Here is an 18,272-nt window from a genome sequence, read left to right as displayed (position 1 = left end):
TAATCTTTTATAGCTTTAACAATCTATTTGCTATTTAGTTTTTATCTGTCTTTTGGATCCAGCGCGTCGCGCAGGCCGTCACCAACGTAGTTGAAACAGAACAGAGTCGCCACCATAAATGCTGCTGGGAATGCCAGCTGCCAGATTGCGATTTCCATTGTCTGTGCACCTTCTTGTAAAAGTGCGCCCCAACTTGTCATTGGCTCTTGAACACCTAGACCAAGGAATGAAAGGAATGATTCAGTCAATATCATGCTCGGGATAAGCAGCGTAGAGTATACCGCTACAATACCAAGTACGTTCGGCACGATGTGACGCGTGATAATTTTCCACTTGCTTACACCACATACGTGGGCCGCTTCAATGAATTCTTTGCTACGTAAACTTAACGTTTGGCCACGCACAATACGCGCCATATCGAGCCATGCAATTGCACCGATAGCGACGAAGATAAGAATGATGTTTCGACCAAAGAAAGTCACTAGAACGATAACTAGGAACATAAACGGCACAGCGTAAAGGATCTCTAGGATACGCATCATAATACGGTCGACTTTACCACCGATAAAGCCCGATGCGGCGCCATATAGAGTACCGATAACAACCGCAACCAAAGCACCTAGCACGCCAACCATCAGTGAAATACGGCCACCGATTAACGTACGTACGTATAGATCACGACCTAGACTGTCGGTACCGAACCAGTGCTCAGCGCTTGGGCCAACGTGCATTGCATACCAATCGGTATCATCGTAGGCGAACTCCGCGATCATAGGTAAAAACACAACCGACAGAGTCATAATAAATAGAATAAACAAGCTCACCATCGCTGCTTTATTTCGCATAAAGCGCATACGGGCGTCTTGCCACAAACTGCGGCCTTCAACTTCTAAGTTTTCGGCAAATTTCTCGACTGCTTCAAGATTCTCTTTTTTCGTTAACATAACCATACTTCCCTGTTAGTAGCGAATTTTCGGATCAATCATTGCGAGCAGGATATCTACGACCGCGTTGAATAGGATAAATAAGAAACCGATAAGGATAGTCACACCCATAACAAGTGAGTAATCTCGGTTGAATGCTGCGTTAACAAACAGCTTACCGATGCCCGGTAGACCGAAGATGGTTTCAATCACAACAGAACCTGTAATGATACCGACGAATGCAGGGCCCATATATGAAACAACAGGTAACAGAGCAGGTTTAAGTGCATGTTTGATAACAATGTAACGGTAGCTTAGACCTTTCGCACGCGCTGTACGAATAAAGTTACTGTTTAGCGTCTCAATCATTGAGCCGCGCGTGATACGAGCAAAGGTCGCGATGTACAAGAACGACATACCAAGAACAGGCAATACCATGTACTCGATTGCGCCGCCATTCCATCCGCCTGCGGGGAACCACCCCAAACCAATGGAGAAGATATATATAAGCACGGGAGCAAATACAAAGGAGGGCAACACCACCCCTATCATGGACGTTGACATAACCGTGTAGTCAAGCCAGGTGTTTTGTTTGAGAGCAGCTAACGTACCGATAGCCACACCAACAACAACTGTAAAAATAAACGCATAAAAGCCTACTTTTGCAGACACTGGCAGTGCTTCTGAAACAAGTTCGTTTACCGTGTAGTCTTTATATTTGAATGATGGACCAAAGTCACCTTGCAGAATATTGCCAAGGTACGTGGTGTATTGTTCAAACAAAGGCTTATCTAAGCCATATTTCTCATTAATGTTTTGCATCACTTCCGGCGGAAGTGTCTTTTCTGATGAGAACGGGTTACCTGGAGCAAAACGCATCAAAAAGAATGACACGGTAATCAAAACCAACAAAGTTGGTATCGCTTCCAGGAGTCGAGAGAAAATTAGCTTTAACATAAAACATCTCACATCTAAAAAAACAGTGCGCTAATAACACACAGGCTATCAGCGCACTGGGGTTCTTACTCAAATATTATTTTTTAATAATGTACATATCTTTTGAGTAAATATTGTCTTGCGGGTTTTGATCAGGGTATCCACCTAGCTCAGTGCTAACTAGACGAGGCTGAACGTACTGGTAGATAGGCGCTAGAGGCATATCTTGTGCAAGTTGTGCTTCTGCAATTGCATAGTACTTGTTACGTTCTTCGTCAGTTTTCGCTACTTTAACAGCGTCATTCATCGCTTTATCAAAAATTGCGCTTGAATATTTCTGATCGTTTGAACCATTTTCAGTCATTGCGATAGCTAGGAATGTAGACGCTTCATTGTAGTCTGCACACCAACCAGCACGACGTACATCAAAGTCACCTTGCTTAGAGCTGTCTAGGTAAGTTTTCCACTCTTGGTTTTCTAGCTTAACGTTTACGAAACCACCCAGAGCTTTTTTCCACATAGACTGAACTGCTACAGCAATTTTCTTGTGGTTTTCACTGGTGTTGTAAAGAAGCGTGAAATCTAGAGGTTTACCGTTACCAAAACCAGCTTCTGTTAGAAGCTCTTTAGCCTTTGCAACACGCTCTTTTTGAGTCATCAACGCATACTCTGGCGCTGCTGGAGCAAAGCCCGTAATACCGCTATGTGTTAGTGCGTAAGCAGGCTTCTGACCTTGACCCAAGATAGCGTTCGTTACGATATCACGGTCAATAGAGTAAGAAAGTGCTTTACGGACACGAACATCATCAAATGGAGGACGTTGAGTGTTGAAGCCGTAGTAGTAAGTACATAGGTTTGGAGATACCACTACGTTTTCTGGGTAGTCTTTAACTAGACGGCGGAATTGCTCGTTTGGCACTTCGTACGTCATATGGATTTCGCCAGAAAGGAAACGGTTCATTTCCGCATTTTGGTTTTCGATTGGTAGGTAGGTTACTTTATCAATTACAGTATCGTCGTTATCCCAGTAGTTCGCATTGCGCTCTAGAACAATCTTTTCGTTCACAACCCAATCGCTAAGTACGTAAGCACCGTTACCAACAAAGTTACCTGGCTTAGTCCAGTCGTTACCGAATTTTTCAACAGTTGCTTTATGTACTGGGTACATAGTTGTGTGAGCAAGCATCTTCACGAAGTATGGTAGTGGTACTTCTGTCTCAATCACAAGCGTGTGGTCATCAACTGCTTTAACACCAAGTTCACTGACTGGCGTTTTGCCTGCAATGATATCTTTTGCATTTTTCATCTTGGTGTATTCAATGTACCAAGCATAAGGAGAAGCAGTTAGTGGGTCAGCCGCGCGCTTAAAGCTGTACTCAAAGTCTTGAGCGGTAACTGGGTCACCGTTAGACCATTTCGCGTCTTTGCGAATTTTGAAAGTAAATGTCTGGTTGTCTTCTGTTGACCAAGACTCTGCTGCACCAGGAATAGTATTACCTGGGCCATCTTGAATCACTAGACCTTCCATCAAATCACGTAAAACGTGAGATTCAGGTACACCTTCTACTTTATGCGGATCGAGTGACGCCACTTCTGTGCCGTTACCACGAACAAATTCTTGTTTTTCTGCTAATTGAGTTCCAGCTGGAACTTCAGCTGCGAAAGTAGAGGTTGCGGCCACTGCTAGGCCAGCACCTAAAAGAAGGGCTTGTGTGATTTTGTTCTTATACATGCGTAAAACTCCAAGTTTTTCATTTGCATCCATGACTTCTTTGTACTTCACTAGAACGGACAGTGATTTAGAACTGTTTAGCTCAAATTCTAAGCATAAAAATCTAAATACATACAAAGATTGCGGCACACAGTATCAATCATTGAAGTAATTTGCCATAAAAATGTAGCAAAAAATCGCATAGTTCCACGAAAACAACAATAAATTGGTAAAAATCACCAGCAAATGGATTTTTGTTAGTTGATTAACACAACAATCCTATCACCAGCAGACTGAAATGCCGAAACATCTAATAAGACACTTATATTTAGCATCTTATGCTAAATATTGTGCTAAAAATTTAACAAACGTAATGCAATCTAGCTAACAGTTAGCTACATTTGACTTTAGCAAAATAGAGTTCTGTGAACTCAATCACTAGCATGCCCCAGTTTAGTGTTCAACGCCCCAAAACGATGCATGGATGAGCTAAATGCGTTTTATGAACACATATCAAGCATATGATTTATAGCCAAAACACCAGGAAATTTGGTTTTTTAATTACTAGTTTAAAGTTTGAATATGACTTGTTCACCTCTACTGTTTATGAAGTTCAATACGCGTCATTTTCCTGAATAGGCAGCAGGGAAAACTATGCCCTGCAGCTAGTTGGCGCTGTTTATTAGCAACGAAAACATTCGTTCAAGGAATAACGGCTAAAACAGAGATTAGAGAGATGTATTGACTAAGATGAGTTGAAGAGTACAAAGAAGATTAACGTACGAGAGACGTTTCTTTTTTATCCCATTTCGATTTAATTTCTTTTATCTCCTCAATATGATCGATAAAAATATCGACCAATCGCTTTTCCAAATGCCCGATAGACATTTCTCTTAATGTTTCTAGGACCTTAGGTATCGGCCATGCGTCTTTATAAGGCCGCTTCATAGTCAAAGCATCAAACACATCCGCGACAGCAACGATTCTTGCAGATTCCGGGATGGCATCGCCAGCGAGTCCTTCTGGATAACCACTCCCATCCCACTTTTCATGGTGGCCCAACGCAATCTCTGCCGCTAGATTAAATAATTTATTGTCACTTTTACTTAATATATCGTAACCAATTTGCGAATGTTTTTTCATCACCTCCCACTCGTTTTCGTCTAGCTTGCCCGGTTTTTTTAAAATCGTATCTGGTATACCGATTTTACCCGTATCATGCATCGGTGCTGCCATTTCTAATAATTCACTGTCTTCCCTACTCCAGCCAGACCAAAATGCTAAGTATTTGGCGTACTCGGCCATTCTCCAGATATGGACGCCAGTATCGGTATCGTTAAAATGCCCCGCTTCCCCTAGCATGTGCAATGCCGAACGCTGACTATCTTCCAGTTCAGAGGCTTTAACCAGTGATAAATGAGTGTGAATCCTCGCTTTTAAGATCGGCTCGGAAATAGGTTTAGAGATATAGTCAACACCACCGACTTCAAATCCCTTGTTCTCATCGACTTCACCCTTAGATGCGGTAACAAAAATTACGGGGATATTTTTTAAGTCATCACGTTGCTTGATTTTTCTGGTGAGCTCAAAACCATTAAGATCTGGCATATCCACATCCACCAAAATCAAATCTGGCTGATGCTTTACTGCACTCTCAAAACCAGAAATACCACCATTGGCATACTTGAGGATATACAGTTCTTCTAGGAAGCTACGCATCAACGCTAAGTTCACCGGTTCGTCATCAATACATAGGATGGTTTTTCTAAACGGCATGCTTGTACCCACTGTCCAAATATTGCTTCACTACGTCTTCTGCACGACGAAATTGGAACTGTTCAACTTCTACTGTAACTTGGGCAATGACCTCTTGAGGCAATCTATCCATAGCCACACTTAGTACCTGTTCAATTTCGCTCAAATCATCACTATCTAGAGCCGTTAGCAGCTCTCCTAACGTAGCTCGTTGTTCATCATTGTCATAGCGGGTATCAGCTGACGATTTAACATCGCTAATTTCTGGCTGTAGAGAGGTGATGTATGCATCCGCTTCTTCAATTGATCTGGCTAGAGATCGATTAATCGAATCCAATGCCTTATCGCTAATACTTTCTGAAAGCTCAATTTCTAATTCGGCTTGCCCACTCACTTCCATCAACTCATTCATGCAGAGAGCCCCCGCAACCCCTCTAAGCTTATGCAGCAATGAACGTGCGCTTTCCCACTGATGTTTTGAGATATGCTCTTCCAAGCGCTGGGCCGCATCTGCATGGTTCGAAACGAAAGATTGAAGTTGCTTTAAATAATTATCCTCTTTTTTCCACACCTTTAGCCCTTGGGTAATATTCAGCACCACTGAACTATACGAGTCGCCTTGGTTGACTGGATTATTATCCGCATGGCCTTGCTCAAGTTTCGTGTCTACCACATCAACCTTTGCACTATTTTCCTGTTTTGGCGTCCACTTGAGTACTTCTTCAATCAGTTGCTCCACATCAAACGGCTTGGACACAAACGAACTCATTCCCGCATTTTTCGCGTTTTGCTGGTGAACTTTAAACGCACCGGCACTCAATGCGATGACAGGGAGATCAGCCAATGTAGGGATAGAACGAATTTTTGCAGTCGCTTGATAGCCATCCAAAACGGGCATTTGAATATCCATCAGGACAAGGTCGAACGCCTCAGGTGATTGCACCAGCATATCCACCGCCTCTTGGCCATTTTGGGCAGTTGTTATAGAAGCACCTTCATCTTCTAAGATAGTTTGGGCGACTTCTCGGTTGATTTCACTATCATCCACGACCAGAATGGAACGATTTTGCAAACGCTTGAAAGATGCGATCTGTCGAGCGTTAGATGTTTTTTCAACAAGACGTTTATTCGCTGAAAGCACTGCGTTATACAGGCTTGAGCTTGTAACAGGTTTAGCTAGAACAACATCTATTACACGGTTGGACTCCTCATCAACACTGTCTACAAGGTGAGGTGATATAATTAGAATCACCGTCAAATTGACTTCCTCAGACAACCCTTTAATCGCCCTTGCAACTGGTATTCCCCCAGATTCGGGAAGTTGGTAGTCAATTAAAACTGCGTCATAGTGATCAACACCTTTTTCATTGATCAGTTTCAGTGCATCTTGCCCACAACCTGCGGAATTAACTTGCCAGCCGATACTCGACGCGATATCGCACAAAAGCTCACGCGTTGTCGGATGTTGTTCTACGATGAGTAATCGCTGATAGACCATATTTGGTAACGAATTACCTTCCTTGTTATTGACTTCGAAAGGTAGCTCAAAATAAAACTCACTTCCCTTGCCAAATTCACTAGTCAGTTGTAGTTCTCCTCCCATCAAAGAGGTCAGTTTTTTACTTATCGTTAACCCTAAGCCCGTACCACCATACGTACGTGTAGTTGAGCTATCCGCTTGAGAAAACTCGCTAAAAATATGCTTTTGTTTCTCAGGGGGAATACCAATACCTGTATCCGTGACGCTAAACCTCAATTTAGTTTTACCCTGATTAGTTAACTCACCGACAGATTCAACTTTGAGTACAACTTCCCCTTCATCGGTAAACTTAATCGCGTTGCTAGCTAGATTAATCAGTATTTGTCTGAGCCTAAGTGGATCCCCTTTTAGAAACTCAGCTTCCGGAGGTAAGGCTGAGATAACAACTTCAACCGGTTTTGAGCCGACTGCTGTGGACATAATACTGGCAACGTTGTCGATCACTTCAGTCAACCGAAATGGAACATTTTCGATTTCAAGGCGGTTTGCTTCAATTTTAGAGAAGTCCAAAATATCGTTAATAATGCCGAGAAGTGACTTACCTGCATCATGAATGCGCTTAACCATATCCAGCGACTGAGGCGACAACTCCTGCTTTTTCAACAAGTAAGCTAGCCCTAAAATCGCATTCATTGGGGTGCGAATTTCGTGACTGATATTGGCGACAAAATCACCCTTCGCTTTGTTCGCGGCAATGGCTTTGTCTTTAGCTAAACGTAGTTCAGACGTTCTATCTAGCACCGTTTGTTCTAAAGACTCATTCACCTCCAACAATTTCGACGCTGTTTTCTTCTGTTCCGTCACGTCGCGCATAATGCCCGCGACACCAGATATCGCATTGTCCTTGTTGACAATTGGCGACAGAGTAATAGAGACGTCGAGCTTATCTCCGTTACGCTTGTTAGCGACAGCGTCAAACGAATCCACCACACCTCCGGCAAAAATATCGATGAGCTTTCTTTTCATAGGTTGCGCTGAGTCATGAGAGAAAACCAACTCAAACAGATTTTTGCCTTGCGAGTAACTGGCGGTAAAGCCAAATATCGTTTCAGCTGCATGGTTCCAGCTTTTTACTATTCCGTTACGATCAACACCGATCACAGCGTCGTAAGAATTCTTAACGATGGCTTCAAATTCAGATTGCGTATCCAATAAGGTAAATTTCTTGTTGAGAAATATATGAGCGACAAAGAGAAACCCGCTAATCAGGATGAAAAGAACCGCTAAAACCGCGTATAAAGGGAGTGATTGATTGGCGATTGATTGCTCTATAACGGATAACGGTGTGAGAAGTACTAAACGTATCCATCTATGCTCTTCTAATCGACCGAGTTCAATACTCTTTTGCGTGAACATAATTTTATCTTGTAGAAGTTCACTTTCTGAATACAGCGCATTCGCTGGATATAGGTTCGCAACACTCTCAGAAAAATAACGGTCCCATGTGTGTTGATGGCCTAAATCAGTCGCCATTTCCATACTCGAATCAGGGCCTAATAAGAACTCGCCCTGGTTATTCAATATGTACGCCTGCATATCTGGACTGAGATTCGCAGAAAACAGATCGAGTAATGCATCCGCGTAATAGTTGATGACCAACAAACCAAACAGCTGCCCTTTATCATCATGTACGGGATACAAAAATCGAATCGTTTTAGTGTAAGGGAACGAAACTTTTCCGTACTCACGGTTCAGGTTGATATCAGATTTGTAGATTTCATTCGGAAGGAGTTTTGTTCCGGCTTGGTAATAATCAGATTTGCTCTTGTTCTGCAGTTTGTTTGGCGGCACTATCTCAGCCGAACCACCCGCTCTGTCTACACGAACGATTTCCATTCCTTTATTTTTCACACCGATATATCGAATCTGAAAAATGTCGCTGTTGTTCTCTATGTAACCTTTAAAAATTGTATTTAGGCGATCAATCCAAAGTTGAGATGTCGTACCATCAAATGGGTCAACACCAGCATTTTCGTCAGCACGTACAATTCCCTGAATGGGCGGTGTTGAATATAGAAAGCTGATTTGTCTCTGCCAATCGTTTAGCTTACGTTGCAAAGTATTTTGTCGGCTGGAAAGCTCATTTGCTAAGTCAGAGGCGTACTGCGCTGTTGCCTGCTGAGAAATATACTCTTTAGCGCCAAAAGCGAGCGCAATACACAAGCCTATGGTGACACATAACACTAGCAACAGGGATGATTTTAAAGTTTTTTGATTGCTAAGGTGCATATCAGCACGCTCCCTAGTAGTCCGCTAAATTGACGGTGATTGTGTAAAGTCGCGTTCAGAGATTTCTAGGGCAACAGACACAAGCGCCACCATACATTATGTAACCAGTAGAATAATATTAGGCAAGATTCATATCTTTGCATACGAAAAATATGCAACAAAGATCGATTTGTTAACAAAAAAAGCAATCAGTCACATAAGTGCTTTTGCCCTGAGATTTGCAACAAACGTATTTCGTCGAGAAATTTGCAGTGTGTAAGACAATGAACGGCGATTGACGATGGTTGATTGAGTGGGATGAAATGTAAAAAAGCCTGCAATCTATTGTGTACTAGATTGCAGGCTTTTAAATGGGTGGAAGCCCCAGCCACATCCCGGCACACAAGTCACACGCTGCGGCTGCTTCCTTCCGGACCTGACCGAGTTCACGAGCTATTGTTGCGGGAGGACCAGGGCCTCCATAGATTCTGTTTCCTTAGCAGCGCTAAGGAGTGAGGGGATTATCAAGCATCCACTGGGGTATTTCAAGCCATATACACCAGAAATCTTCGCTTTTTCTGTCAACTGCTTAGTGTGTAACCATTAATTGAAGTAAAGGATGTTTTTGTCAGCATGAATCTCTTCATTTGCGGAGTGCTTTGAGCGATGTTTATGCTGATACATGGCTTCATCTGCTTCGTTTAGAACCTCTTGTAAGGTCATGAAGGAGCGCCTTGGCAATGAAAGACCAATGGCAATTGAAATATCAAACGTGAGTTGATGGTCATTTGAAACAAACGGTATAGTTCTGAGTTCGGTACATATCTCTGCCAATCGAGAGCGTTCAATCTTACTGATCAATATGAACTCATCGCCACCAATGCGATATCCTCTTCCACTCCACACACGTTCAATATGACTTGCCACGCATTTAAGAACCTGATCGCCGATTTCATGGCCGTAACTGTCATTGATGCGTTTAAAGCGGTTAATGTCTAAGTAGACCACAGTCGCATCTGCGTTGACACCACTGCGGTATTTCTGATGCATCGCTCGACGATTTTTCATTCGAGTTAAAGGATCGGTGTTGGATTGGCTGTGCAGATACATTGCTACCAAAATCAGGCCGCACAGTACCAGCAAAAACAGTATTAGGCTATAGCGAGAGAACACCTTCTCTGCCTGTAAGGTTTCCTTCCAATTTGGCTGGTAGTCGTATTGCGCAATGATGGTATTGGTATCGATTATTTTGATCGCTCTGTTAAACAGAGGGGCTAATGTTGCTCCTAGCTTATTTTTAGCAAACCCAATCGCGATATTAGACTGGTAGAATTGACCAATCGACGTGTCTTCTTCCAACGGAATAACATCACTTGAGTCACGCATCATCTTATTAAAATTAGCTCGGCTTATGGCCATGTAACTGATGTCACCATCAAGCAGAGCCTGATATAGTTCGTCAGTACTTTGGTACGATTTTAACGCTTTATTTGGTAACAACTGCGCAAGCAAACTCTCAAAGAAATCTTCTTTCATCACTCCGATTTCTTCGACAATTAACTCTGAAACATTGCTATAAACACCGTCTTTATAGCCTTCACGTTTTATCATGATAGCTTGGGGAAAATAGTACGGTTTGCTGAACTCAATCAGAGCCTTACGTTGCTCCGATATGACAATAGGTGCCAAGATATCAATTCGTTTTTCTACCAAGTCTTGGTACATGTTTTCCCAAGTTTCGTTTGCATCACTAGTTACCTGGCATTTTAGTAGCAAGATGTCACATGCCTGCAGGACAACATCAGCACTAATGCCATGTATTTCGCCGTTATCGCGATACTCTGCATACTGGCCAACATTATGTAATTTGACACGATAGTCACGATTGATGTTAATACCGCTATCTATTACTGACTGACGTAACGCTTGTTGTCGCAGATCGAATTGATACTGCTTTACCGATTCGCGTAGTCGTTTTTGAATTTCTGCACTATGAATGTATGACTCAATATTTTGCAATAAGTCTTGATGAGTACTTTTAGGCGCGATAATAGAAACGGGCTTAATGGAGATCTGGTTGTTGAGTAGCTGAGCATCAAACCCGGCGAGTAGCATCGGCTTTAGTTGGTTGATCGCATCCACGACGCCGTCAACCGACTGGCTTTCGAGCAATTTACGCGCTTGAGCATGGCCACTATATTCAATTTGGGTAATATGCGGATAGTTTTTGGCGATAAGGTCTCCATATATTGTTCCGTGCGGAATCCCTATAGTTTGGGCTGACTCTAGAGTGGCATTACTTTGGCTATATAAGTAGGTGTATTCAATATTTGTTGGGCTGGAGAAGTCGAAGAAGCGCTCACGTTCAGGCGTATAAGTAACATTGGCAGCAAAATCCATTTCGCCCAATTCGACCGCTTTGAGTATGTCACCAAAGCTTGGGTAATAAACATATTCAATGTCGAGGTCAAATCGCTGTGACACTTCGTCGAAGAGGATTTGAGAAACAAAGTCGTCAGCCTCGATGCCAACTTTATAAACGTCTCGACTCATGGCACTAGGTGCACAAATGAAACAAATAATCAGTAAAGACGTTCGCCAAAAATGCGCCATGCCGCTGGTAAATCCTTTTAATCGTCATCGAAGCCGTTATTTGCTTGCAATGCCATCCGTTGACCTAAATAAGCAAATATCGCGCGATTCTGACACAACCAGTTACATATGCCAAGCTTGCTAAACAACCTGTGTGATAAGGCGCTTATATATCTTGATTCTCTTCGACACTGCGTAGGATATAGTCGGTCATCCATGCCGTGCCTAGCAAACATATCCATACAACAAACACCGGATTAGGCACCTCGATACTTGGTGTCACCACAAGAGCAGCAAAGCCAACGGTAGGCAAGGTCCAACACAGTAACTTACTCCAGCGGAACGTATTCAACTTAGACAAACTTTCCATCGAGGCCATGATCCCCGTGATACATAAAGCGACCAGAGCTGCAGATGAAAAATCTGCCATCCACAAGGGTAAAATTAGGCCAAGTGCCCACCAACTATGTTTATTGGAAGGTTTCCAATGGGAGGCTGCCCACCAAATAACAATGACCGCAATGGTTTGCACAAGCGTCACTACGGGTTGGCCCGCTAATTTACCTCCGGCCTGAGTCACCATGATTCCAACCATTAACGTGGAGAGGATTAAAAAGCTGGTTAGAACAACCCCAAGACTACTGCGTTTAGAGAAAGCAACCATCAAGAGTGGGAACAATACCCATAAGCTGACGGAAAGTGTGATAGGCTGATACGGCAAGGTTAAGCCATAACTGGTCATGGCAGCCATTAAGACAAGACCGACAATGCCTCCTTGCGGAAAAAACCACAGCGCGGGAATAACTAGGGCTAAGACGGGAATATCGCCTTCACTCAGGCTGATAGCTCGCGCACAAACCACGGCAAGCAAGGTTGTCACTAAGAATTGAAATGTAGAAAATACCATGCCCTCTCCTTATCCATTCCTTGGAAATTTGTACTAGGACACACACATTATGGACCAGTTTTTAATGCAAATCTTTGCTGTAATTCACCAAATTCCTTCTGGAAAAGTCAGTACTTACGGAGAGATCGCAAAATTAGCAGGTTATCCCGGCTATGCCCGTCATGTGGGTAAAGCGTTAGGGAATTTACCTAATGACAGCAAGTTACCTTGGTTTCGCGTTATCAATAGTCAGGGCCGAATTTCGCTTAAAGGAGAGGGTTTGGTTCGTCAACGACAAGCCTTAATTAACGAAGGGGTAGAAGTAACCAATGATGGAAAAATCAAATTAAGGATCTATCGATGGCAGCCCTGAAGCTGCCATGAATAACATTGATTAATTTACCCCGACGAGGCGTAAATTAATTTTGTCGGTACTTTCTGAGTCAGTGATGACTGGGTAAGACGTATCCGTAATAAAATGCAGTTGCCCCCCAATTTCAATTCTCGCACTCACACTATAACGATGACGCGGATTTATTTTGTCTGTTCGGTAAGCGAGATCAAATGCCAAAGGAACTTGAGCACCGTTAGTTTCAAATTTATGTTTGGCAATCACTTTTGCTGGTGCATCAGCCAAAGACACGTCTTGTAGAACCACAGTCACCATTGCGTCTGGTGGTAAAGCGATACGCTCTCTATAAACTAATGTACCTGAGATCGTTTCCACTTGATTTTGTGTGTGCGTAGGCGGTGCAGATTGACAACCAACCAGTAGTAATCCTATTAGCGCTAAAGCGGAAAAAACAACACCCTTCTTCATAAGACTCTCTTAAACCGATATATTTAACCGAATTATAAGCACGCTCAATTATAATTGTCATTGCAATTCGATGATTATTGACAAGACTTTAACCATATTGAATTTGCACTGGCATGAGATCCAAACAAAAGTTTTATTTGCCCGTAAACTGAGTAAAATGCCAAGAATTAAAGAGATTAAAGGTAGAGAAAATGAGTAAACCACTCAGTGAGTTACTGAACTTACTTCAATTGGAGAAACTGGAAGAGGGCCTGTTTCGCGGTCAAAGTGAAAATTTGGGTCTACCACAGGTCTACGGAGGTCAAGTAATCGGCCAAGCCTTATCTGCTGCGCGCTATACCGTAGCTGAAGATCGCACCGTACACTCTTTTCACAGTTACTTCCTCTACCCTGGTGATCCAGAAAAGCCAATCATTTATGACGTAGAAAACCTGCGTGATGGGCGCAGCTTTTCTACGCGTCGAGTGAAAGCCATTCAGAACGGTCGTCCGATATTCTATTTAACCGCCTCATATCATGGTGAAGCGCCTGGCTTTGAGCATCAAAACACTATGCCTAATATCCCAGAGCCGGAAAATTTCGCTTCGGAGTCTGAACTTGCCGAAAATATCGCTCACTTATTACCAGCGAAGCTAAAGAAAACGTTCTGTGGTGAAAAGCCAATTGAGATGCGTCCTGTAACCGTAGTTAATCCCCTTAAACCAGACAAAGTTGAGCCCAAACAATATCTATGGATTCGTGCCAACGGTGAGATGCCCGACAATCAACTCATCCACCAATACATGTTAGGGTACGCTTCTGATTGGGGGTTCTTAGTCACGGCTTTGCATCCTCATGGCGTCTCATTAATGACGCCCAAATTCCAAGTAGCAACAATCGACCACTCGATCTGGTTCCATCGCCCATTCAAGATGGATGAGTGGCTGCTATACGTCATCGAGAGCCCAACCGCAAGTAATACTCGGGGTCTAGTTCGCGGTGAAATTTATAACCGCAACGGTGATTTGGTCGCTTCAGCCGTACAAGAAGGCGTGATGCGATTTACCGAGTAAAACGGTAATGCGGCTCTTCCTAGCTTGTGCATATAGGAAGAGCCGTGGTGTACTTAAGCGGCTCCATGGCAAAAGTTGAGGTCACGTTCGAAATCCCAGCTACAGAGTTAACCAGCTTTTTATAGAATCGGTCAAAACATGGCATGTCTTTAACCAACACTTTCATCATGTAATCATACTCCCCTGCCATCCGGTAAAACTCCATAACCTCAGGAAACTCACTCGCGGTTGAGACAAATTGGCTATACCATTCATGGGAGTGATCACTGGTTTTAATCATTACAAACGCGGTAAAAGAGAGATCTAACTTTTCTGGACTAAGCAATGCCACGCGCTTTTGAATCACGCCAGCGTCTTCAAGTTTCTTCAATCGCTTCCAACACGGTGTCGTAGTTAGGTTGACTGCTTCTGCCAACTCCGAGAGTGACAAAGTTGCATCACCTTGCAGTAAATTGAGCAATTTTCGATCTATCTTATCAAACTCCATATCCACAACATGACCTTTTAGAGAAAAACTTTCTACAAATTAACCAAACTGCAATAAAAATAGCAAAGCTTTTCTCCCTATCAATAGTTAAATTAACCTTATAACGATTCTAAGGAGAAAACCTCAATGTGTACTGATCATCAATGGATTAACAGCGCTGTACGTAAGATAGAAGCCGATTATCAACGCAGTGCCGATACCCACTTAATCAAGCTCGACCTTCCAAGTGTCACTGGCATTGATATTTATCTAAAAGATGAAAGTACGCACCCGACAGGTTCTCTAAAACATCGTCTAGCACGCTCACTTTTCCTTTACGCCATATGTAATGGCTGGGTTGGCCCGGAAACCACCATCATAGAGTCCTCATCAGGTAGCACGGCAGTCTCTGAAGCCTACTTTGCACGCCTGCTGGGGTTACCCTTCATTGCAGTGATGCCAAAGTGCACCGCTCGTAAGAAAATTGAGCAGATTGAATTTTATGGTGGTCAGGCTCATTTAGTGGAGCGTTCCGATCAGATCTACGCTGAATCAATGCGCTTAGCCCATGAGCTTAATGGCCACTACATGGATCAATTTACCTACGCGGAACGTGCTACAGACTGGCGTGGCAACAATAACATTGCTAACTCTATTTTCAGTCAGATGGAGAGGGAAGATCACCCGATTCCAGCTTGGGTAGTCATGAGCCCTGGAACAGGCGGGACTTCTGCCACAATAGGTCGTTTTATTCGTTACCAAAAGCACGATACCAAGCTATGTGTTGTTGACCCAGAAAACTCAGTGTTCCATGAATACTTTAAAACGGGAAACAAGCAACTCACAATCGATAGCGGAAGCAAAATTGAAGGTATTGGACGCCCACGTGTTGAACCTAGTTTTATTCCTGGCGTCGTCGATGAGATGCGCACAATACCAGATGCGGCATCCGTCGCGACCGCTCATTGGCTAGAAAAAATTCTTGGCCGTAAAGTCGGAGCCTCTACTGGCACCAATCTTTATGGTGTACTGCAATTGGCCAGTGAAATGAAAGCGCGCGGCGAAAAAGGTTCAATAGTCACCTTACTCTGTGACAGTGGCGATCGCTACTTAGACACCTATTACAATGCGCAGTGGGTGAGCGAAAACATCGGTGACTTACAGCCATTCGCCGCCAAACTTGAAGAATTCGAAGCGACAGGTCAAATCAATTAGTTTAAGACCAATAAATAAAACTAAGCCGCCACGCCCGCAGTGGCGGCTTAATGCATAAAGAGGAGCTATTTTTTATTTTGGCGAGCTTCAAAAGCGGCCAATTGTTCCGGCGTTGCTTTCGGTTGGTGGTTTTGCTTCCACTCATCGTAGGTCATACCGTATACACGCTCACGAGCATCATCAATATCTAACTCCAAGCCCTGTGCTTGTGCTTCTGCGTTGTACCATTTACTAAAGCAGTTGCGGCAAAAGCCCGCCAAGATCATTAAATCAATATTTTGTACATCTTTGTTGTCATCAAGATGTGTCAACAAACGGCGAAATACCGCTGCATCCAATTTGTCCTGCTCGGCTTGGGTTAGGTTTTTATATTTAAATTCAGCCACTTTACTTACCTTCTCATCGTTGTTTTTGTCATGGGAGTGTAACAGTTCAACACTCAATACAAAAACGCCCGAGCAAAGCTCAGGCGTTGAATCGTTTTTGACTACAAAATTTATGCTTGAATACCGACAATCAACCAAGGCGCATTTGGCGCAGTAAGGTCGCGTTCTAAGTGCCAGATATCCGTAATGTCTTCTTCAATACCTTCAACAGCGTCGCGGTAACGCCCACTAAATTGCAGGCTCAATTGAGCTTTTGATGCGTCGTAATCGGCACGTACAATCTCAGCATCTACATACATAACGTCAGTATGCTGTTCACCTGAAAGTTTGTCGCGTTCCGCTTTTAAATCTTGGTACAAACTTGGTGACACGTATTCTTCGATCGTCTCCAACTGATTGTGGTTCCAAGCCCCTTGCAGAATACGGTAATGCTCACGAGAACCGTTAACAAAAGCCGCTTGGTCAAAACCCGGTGGATAGTTATGAGGAACGTCTGTCTGCGCACCAAAACCAAAACCGCCCGCTTGTGCACCATTACCTTGTGGTTGCTCAAAGTTATGAACATTGGGCTGTTCAAACTTAGGAGCTGAACCACCAAAAGCTGGCTGTTGGCGATTCTGATTCATACTACCTTGCTTCGCCCCAAGCATGCCGCGCATCAATTTAAAGATAACAAATGCAATCAAGCCCATGATCAGGATATCCATAAATTGGATGCCTTCAAATGCGCCACCGAAGAAAGCCGCTAATAAACCACCAGCCAGTAAGCCGCCAAGCAATCCGCCCATTAGGCCTTTCTTGCTTGAGCTCTGTGTTTTGCTCGTTTGGTCTTTACCAATAGTGTTGGTGTTTTGTTGTTGCTGTTTTGGTGCAGGCGCTGTTTTAAAGCTTTTGCCGAACGATTTACCACCACCAAACTTTTTAGCTTCGGCAATTGGCGTAATCGCTACAGAGACCATCAGCAAAGCAACAAGGGAAAAGAGTCGTTTCATATTGTTCCTTTGAGGTTCCAATCAAGATTATAAACTTATTGTTATCAAACTATACTAACCGTAGCGGCTCTATAATCAACCAAAACGTCGTGAATACATGTATCAGAATATTGCAAATTGCCCCGGCTTTGGTTGACGATAGAGGTAGAGGCTAATTAGAATATTGAACATTGTTCATTTTGAATTAACCCAACATGGCCCGAAGAAACGACCACACACGCGAACAGCTAATTGCGATCACACTCAGTACCGTAAAAGAGTTTTTAGCGAGCAACAGTTACCATGACCTGAGCTTACGTAAAATAGCGTCCATGATCGGCTATGTCCCTAGTACGTTGGTTAATGTTTTTGGTAGCTATAATCTGCTGTTACTCCACGCCATCGCACAAACTCTCGACGAACTGTCCGGTGAAGCAAAATCTGTGGTTGCACAAAGTAAAGATGCCAAATCGTCTCTCTATGAATTGGCGTATTGTTACCATGATTTTGCTCAGCGTCACCCTTATCGCTGGCAATTGATCTTCGAGCACAATATGAATGGCGACAAATTACCCAAATGGCAAGAAGAGCGAATTGATTCAATGACAGCAATGCTCGAACAACTTCTTCAGGTTTTGGCACCGCAGCGCAGTAAGGCTGAAGTTCTCACTGCTAGTCGTGTGCTATGGGCGGGCGTGCACGGCATAACTCTACTTAGTGTTGACGACAAATTTTTTACCGCCGAGCCTATTGATGGAAAAGTCCTGATAGAGAATCTACTCTCTAACTACTTAAGCAACTGGTAGATATT

15 protein-coding genes and 1 other RNA gene are annotated in these 18,272 nt (G+C 43.3%); 4 read left to right on the top strand and 12 right to left on the bottom strand.

The features are described from left to right. Window positions 1–41: 41 nt before the first annotated feature. The 8 genes from oppC to TW81_RS08380 form a co-directional block, all read right to left on the bottom strand. Window positions 42–944 (bottom strand): oligopeptide ABC transporter permease OppC, encoded by a 903-nt coding sequence (oppC, locus tag TW81_RS08410; protein WP_045955265.1) that lies wholly within the window; start codon window positions 942–944, stop codon window positions 42–44. Between the two features lie 15 nt (window positions 945–959). After that, window positions 960–1,880, bottom strand: coding sequence for an oligopeptide ABC transporter permease OppB (gene oppB / locus TW81_RS08405; protein ID WP_045955264.1), 921 nt, complete (start codon window positions 1,878–1,880; stop codon window positions 960–962). A gap of 76 nt (window positions 1,881–1,956) precedes the next feature. After that, window positions 1,957–3,591, bottom strand: a complete 1,635-nt coding sequence (locus TW81_RS08400) for an ABC transporter substrate-binding protein (protein WP_045955291.1) — start codon at window positions 3,589–3,591, stop codon at window positions 1,957–1,959. A gap of 753 nt (window positions 3,592–4,344) precedes the next feature. Continuing rightward, window positions 4,345–5,346 (bottom strand): response regulator, encoded by a 1,002-nt coding sequence (locus tag TW81_RS08395; protein ID WP_045955263.1) that lies wholly within the window; start codon window positions 5,344–5,346, stop codon window positions 4,345–4,347. Further along, the gene (locus TW81_RS08390; protein ID WP_045955262.1) at window positions 5,336–9,094 is read right to left on the bottom strand and encodes a response regulator; all 3,759 of its coding nucleotides are present in this window, start codon (window positions 9,092–9,094) and stop codon (window positions 5,336–5,338) included. The genes TW81_RS08395 and TW81_RS08390 overlap by 11 nt, the downstream gene beginning before the upstream one ends. Window positions 9,095–9,452: 358 nt before the next feature. Next, window positions 9,453–9,549, bottom strand: an RNA gene (gene ffs, locus TW81_RS18930) — signal recognition particle sRNA small type. A gap of 127 nt (window positions 9,550–9,676) precedes the next feature. Next, entirely contained in the window at window positions 9,677–11,686 is a 2,010-nt protein-coding gene (locus TW81_RS08385; RefSeq protein ID WP_045955261.1) for a GGDEF domain-containing protein, read from the bottom strand. A 145-nt stretch (window positions 11,687–11,831) separates the two neighbouring features. Then, complete coding sequence (locus TW81_RS08380) at window positions 11,832–12,572, bottom strand: VP0952 family biofilm-associated protein (protein WP_045955260.1); 741 nt, start codon at window positions 12,570–12,572, stop codon at window positions 11,832–11,834. Window positions 12,573–12,621: 49 nt separating this feature from the next. Between TW81_RS08380 and TW81_RS08375 the strand changes: the two genes are divergently transcribed. Next, complete coding sequence (locus TW81_RS08375) at window positions 12,622–12,924, top strand: DNA base-flipping protein (protein ID WP_045955259.1); 303 nt, start codon at window positions 12,622–12,624, stop codon at window positions 12,922–12,924. Window positions 12,925–12,945: 21 nt separating this feature from the next. Here the strand turns inward: TW81_RS08375 and TW81_RS08370 are convergent, their stop codons facing one another. Beyond that, complete coding sequence (locus TW81_RS08370) at window positions 12,946–13,371, bottom strand: YbaY family lipoprotein (RefSeq protein WP_045955258.1); 426 nt, start codon at window positions 13,369–13,371, stop codon at window positions 12,946–12,948. A gap of 191 nt (window positions 13,372–13,562) precedes the next feature. Between TW81_RS08370 and tesB the strand changes: the two genes are divergently transcribed. Next, complete coding sequence (gene tesB / locus TW81_RS08365; protein ID WP_045955257.1) at window positions 13,563–14,423, top strand: acyl-CoA thioesterase II; 861 nt, start codon at window positions 13,563–13,565, stop codon at window positions 14,421–14,423. A gap of 19 nt (window positions 14,424–14,442) precedes the next feature. On the opposite strand, the gene TW81_RS08360 is transcribed toward tesB, so the two are convergent. Then, the gene (locus tag TW81_RS08360) at window positions 14,443–14,910 is read right to left on the bottom strand and encodes an Lrp/AsnC family transcriptional regulator (RefSeq protein ID WP_045955256.1); all 468 of its coding nucleotides are present in this window, start codon (window positions 14,908–14,910) and stop codon (window positions 14,443–14,445) included. A gap of 126 nt (window positions 14,911–15,036) precedes the next feature. Between TW81_RS08360 and TW81_RS08355 the strand changes: the two genes are divergently transcribed. Then, window positions 15,037–16,104 carry a PLP-dependent cysteine synthase family protein gene (locus tag TW81_RS08355; protein WP_045955255.1) on the top strand — a complete coding sequence of 356 codons (1,068 nt, stop codon included), beginning with the start codon at window positions 15,037–15,039 and terminating at the stop codon, window positions 16,102–16,104. A 65-nt stretch (window positions 16,105–16,169) separates the two neighbouring features. Here the strand turns inward: TW81_RS08355 and TW81_RS08350 are convergent, their stop codons facing one another. Next, on the bottom strand, window positions 16,170–16,490 hold the full coding sequence (locus TW81_RS08350; RefSeq protein WP_045955254.1) for a DUF1244 domain-containing protein: 321 nt from the start codon (window positions 16,488–16,490) through the stop codon (window positions 16,170–16,172). Between the two features lie 110 nt (window positions 16,491–16,600). After that, window positions 16,601–17,482, bottom strand: a complete 882-nt coding sequence (locus tag TW81_RS08345; RefSeq protein ID WP_045955253.1) for a Tim44 domain-containing protein — start codon at window positions 17,480–17,482, stop codon at window positions 16,601–16,603. Window positions 17,483–17,676: 194 nt separating this feature from the next. On the opposite strand from TW81_RS08345, the gene TW81_RS08340 reads away from it, so the two are divergent. Continuing rightward, window positions 17,677–18,267 carry a TetR/AcrR family transcriptional regulator gene (locus tag TW81_RS08340; protein ID WP_045955252.1) on the top strand — a complete coding sequence of 197 codons (591 nt, stop codon included), beginning with the start codon at window positions 17,677–17,679 and terminating at the stop codon, window positions 18,265–18,267. The last annotated feature ends 5 nt before the right edge of the window (window positions 18,268–18,272 follow it).

Origin of the sequence: Vibrio galatheae (genome assembly GCF_000967545.1) — a bacterium.
In the GTDB taxonomy this organism is placed as follows: Bacteria; Pseudomonadota; Gammaproteobacteria; order Enterobacterales; family Vibrionaceae; genus Vibrio; species Vibrio galatheae.
This window is presented reverse-complemented; position numbering and strand designations above follow the sequence as displayed.

Excerpts from the sequence above, each read along its gene's own strand:
- TW81_RS08390 (WP_045955262.1), bottom strand. The coding sequence starts at position 9,094 with ATGCACCTTAGCAATCAAAAAACTTTAAAATCATCCCTGTTGCTAGTG.
- TW81_RS08345 (WP_045955253.1), bottom strand. The coding sequence starts at position 17,482 with ATGAAACGACTCTTTTCCCTTGTTGCTTTGCTGATGGTCTCTGTAGCG.
- TW81_RS08340 (WP_045955252.1), top strand. The coding sequence starts at position 17,677 with ATGGCCCGAAGAAACGACCACACACGCGAACAGCTAATTGCGATCACA.
- TW81_RS08360 (WP_045955256.1), bottom strand. The coding sequence starts at position 14,910 with ATGGAGTTTGATAAGATAGATCGAAAATTGCTCAATTTACTGCAAGGT.
- TW81_RS08355 (WP_045955255.1), top strand. The coding sequence starts at position 15,037 with ATGTGTACTGATCATCAATGGATTAACAGCGCTGTACGTAAGATAGAA.
- TW81_RS08395 (WP_045955263.1), bottom strand. The coding sequence starts at position 5,346 with ATGCCGTTTAGAAAAACCATCCTATGTATTGATGACGAACCGGTGAAC.
- oppC (WP_045955265.1), bottom strand. The coding sequence starts at position 944 with ATGTTAACGAAAAAAGAGAATCTTGAAGCAGTCGAGAAATTTGCCGAA.
- oppB (WP_045955264.1), bottom strand. The coding sequence starts at position 1,880 with ATGTTAAAGCTAATTTTCTCTCGACTCCTGGAAGCGATACCAACTTTG.
- tesB (WP_045955257.1), top strand. The coding sequence starts at position 13,563 with ATGAGTAAACCACTCAGTGAGTTACTGAACTTACTTCAATTGGAGAAA.
- TW81_RS08380 (WP_045955260.1), bottom strand. The coding sequence starts at position 12,572 with ATGGTATTTTCTACATTTCAATTCTTAGTGACAACCTTGCTTGCCGTG.
- TW81_RS08370 (WP_045955258.1), bottom strand. The coding sequence starts at position 13,371 with ATGAAGAAGGGTGTTGTTTTTTCCGCTTTAGCGCTAATAGGATTACTA.
- TW81_RS08375 (WP_045955259.1), top strand. The coding sequence starts at position 12,622 with ATGGACCAGTTTTTAATGCAAATCTTTGCTGTAATTCACCAAATTCCT.
- TW81_RS08385 (WP_045955261.1), bottom strand. The coding sequence starts at position 11,686 with ATGGCGCATTTTTGGCGAACGTCTTTACTGATTATTTGTTTCATTTGT.
- TW81_RS08400 (WP_045955291.1), bottom strand. The coding sequence starts at position 3,591 with ATGTATAAGAACAAAATCACACAAGCCCTTCTTTTAGGTGCTGGCCTA.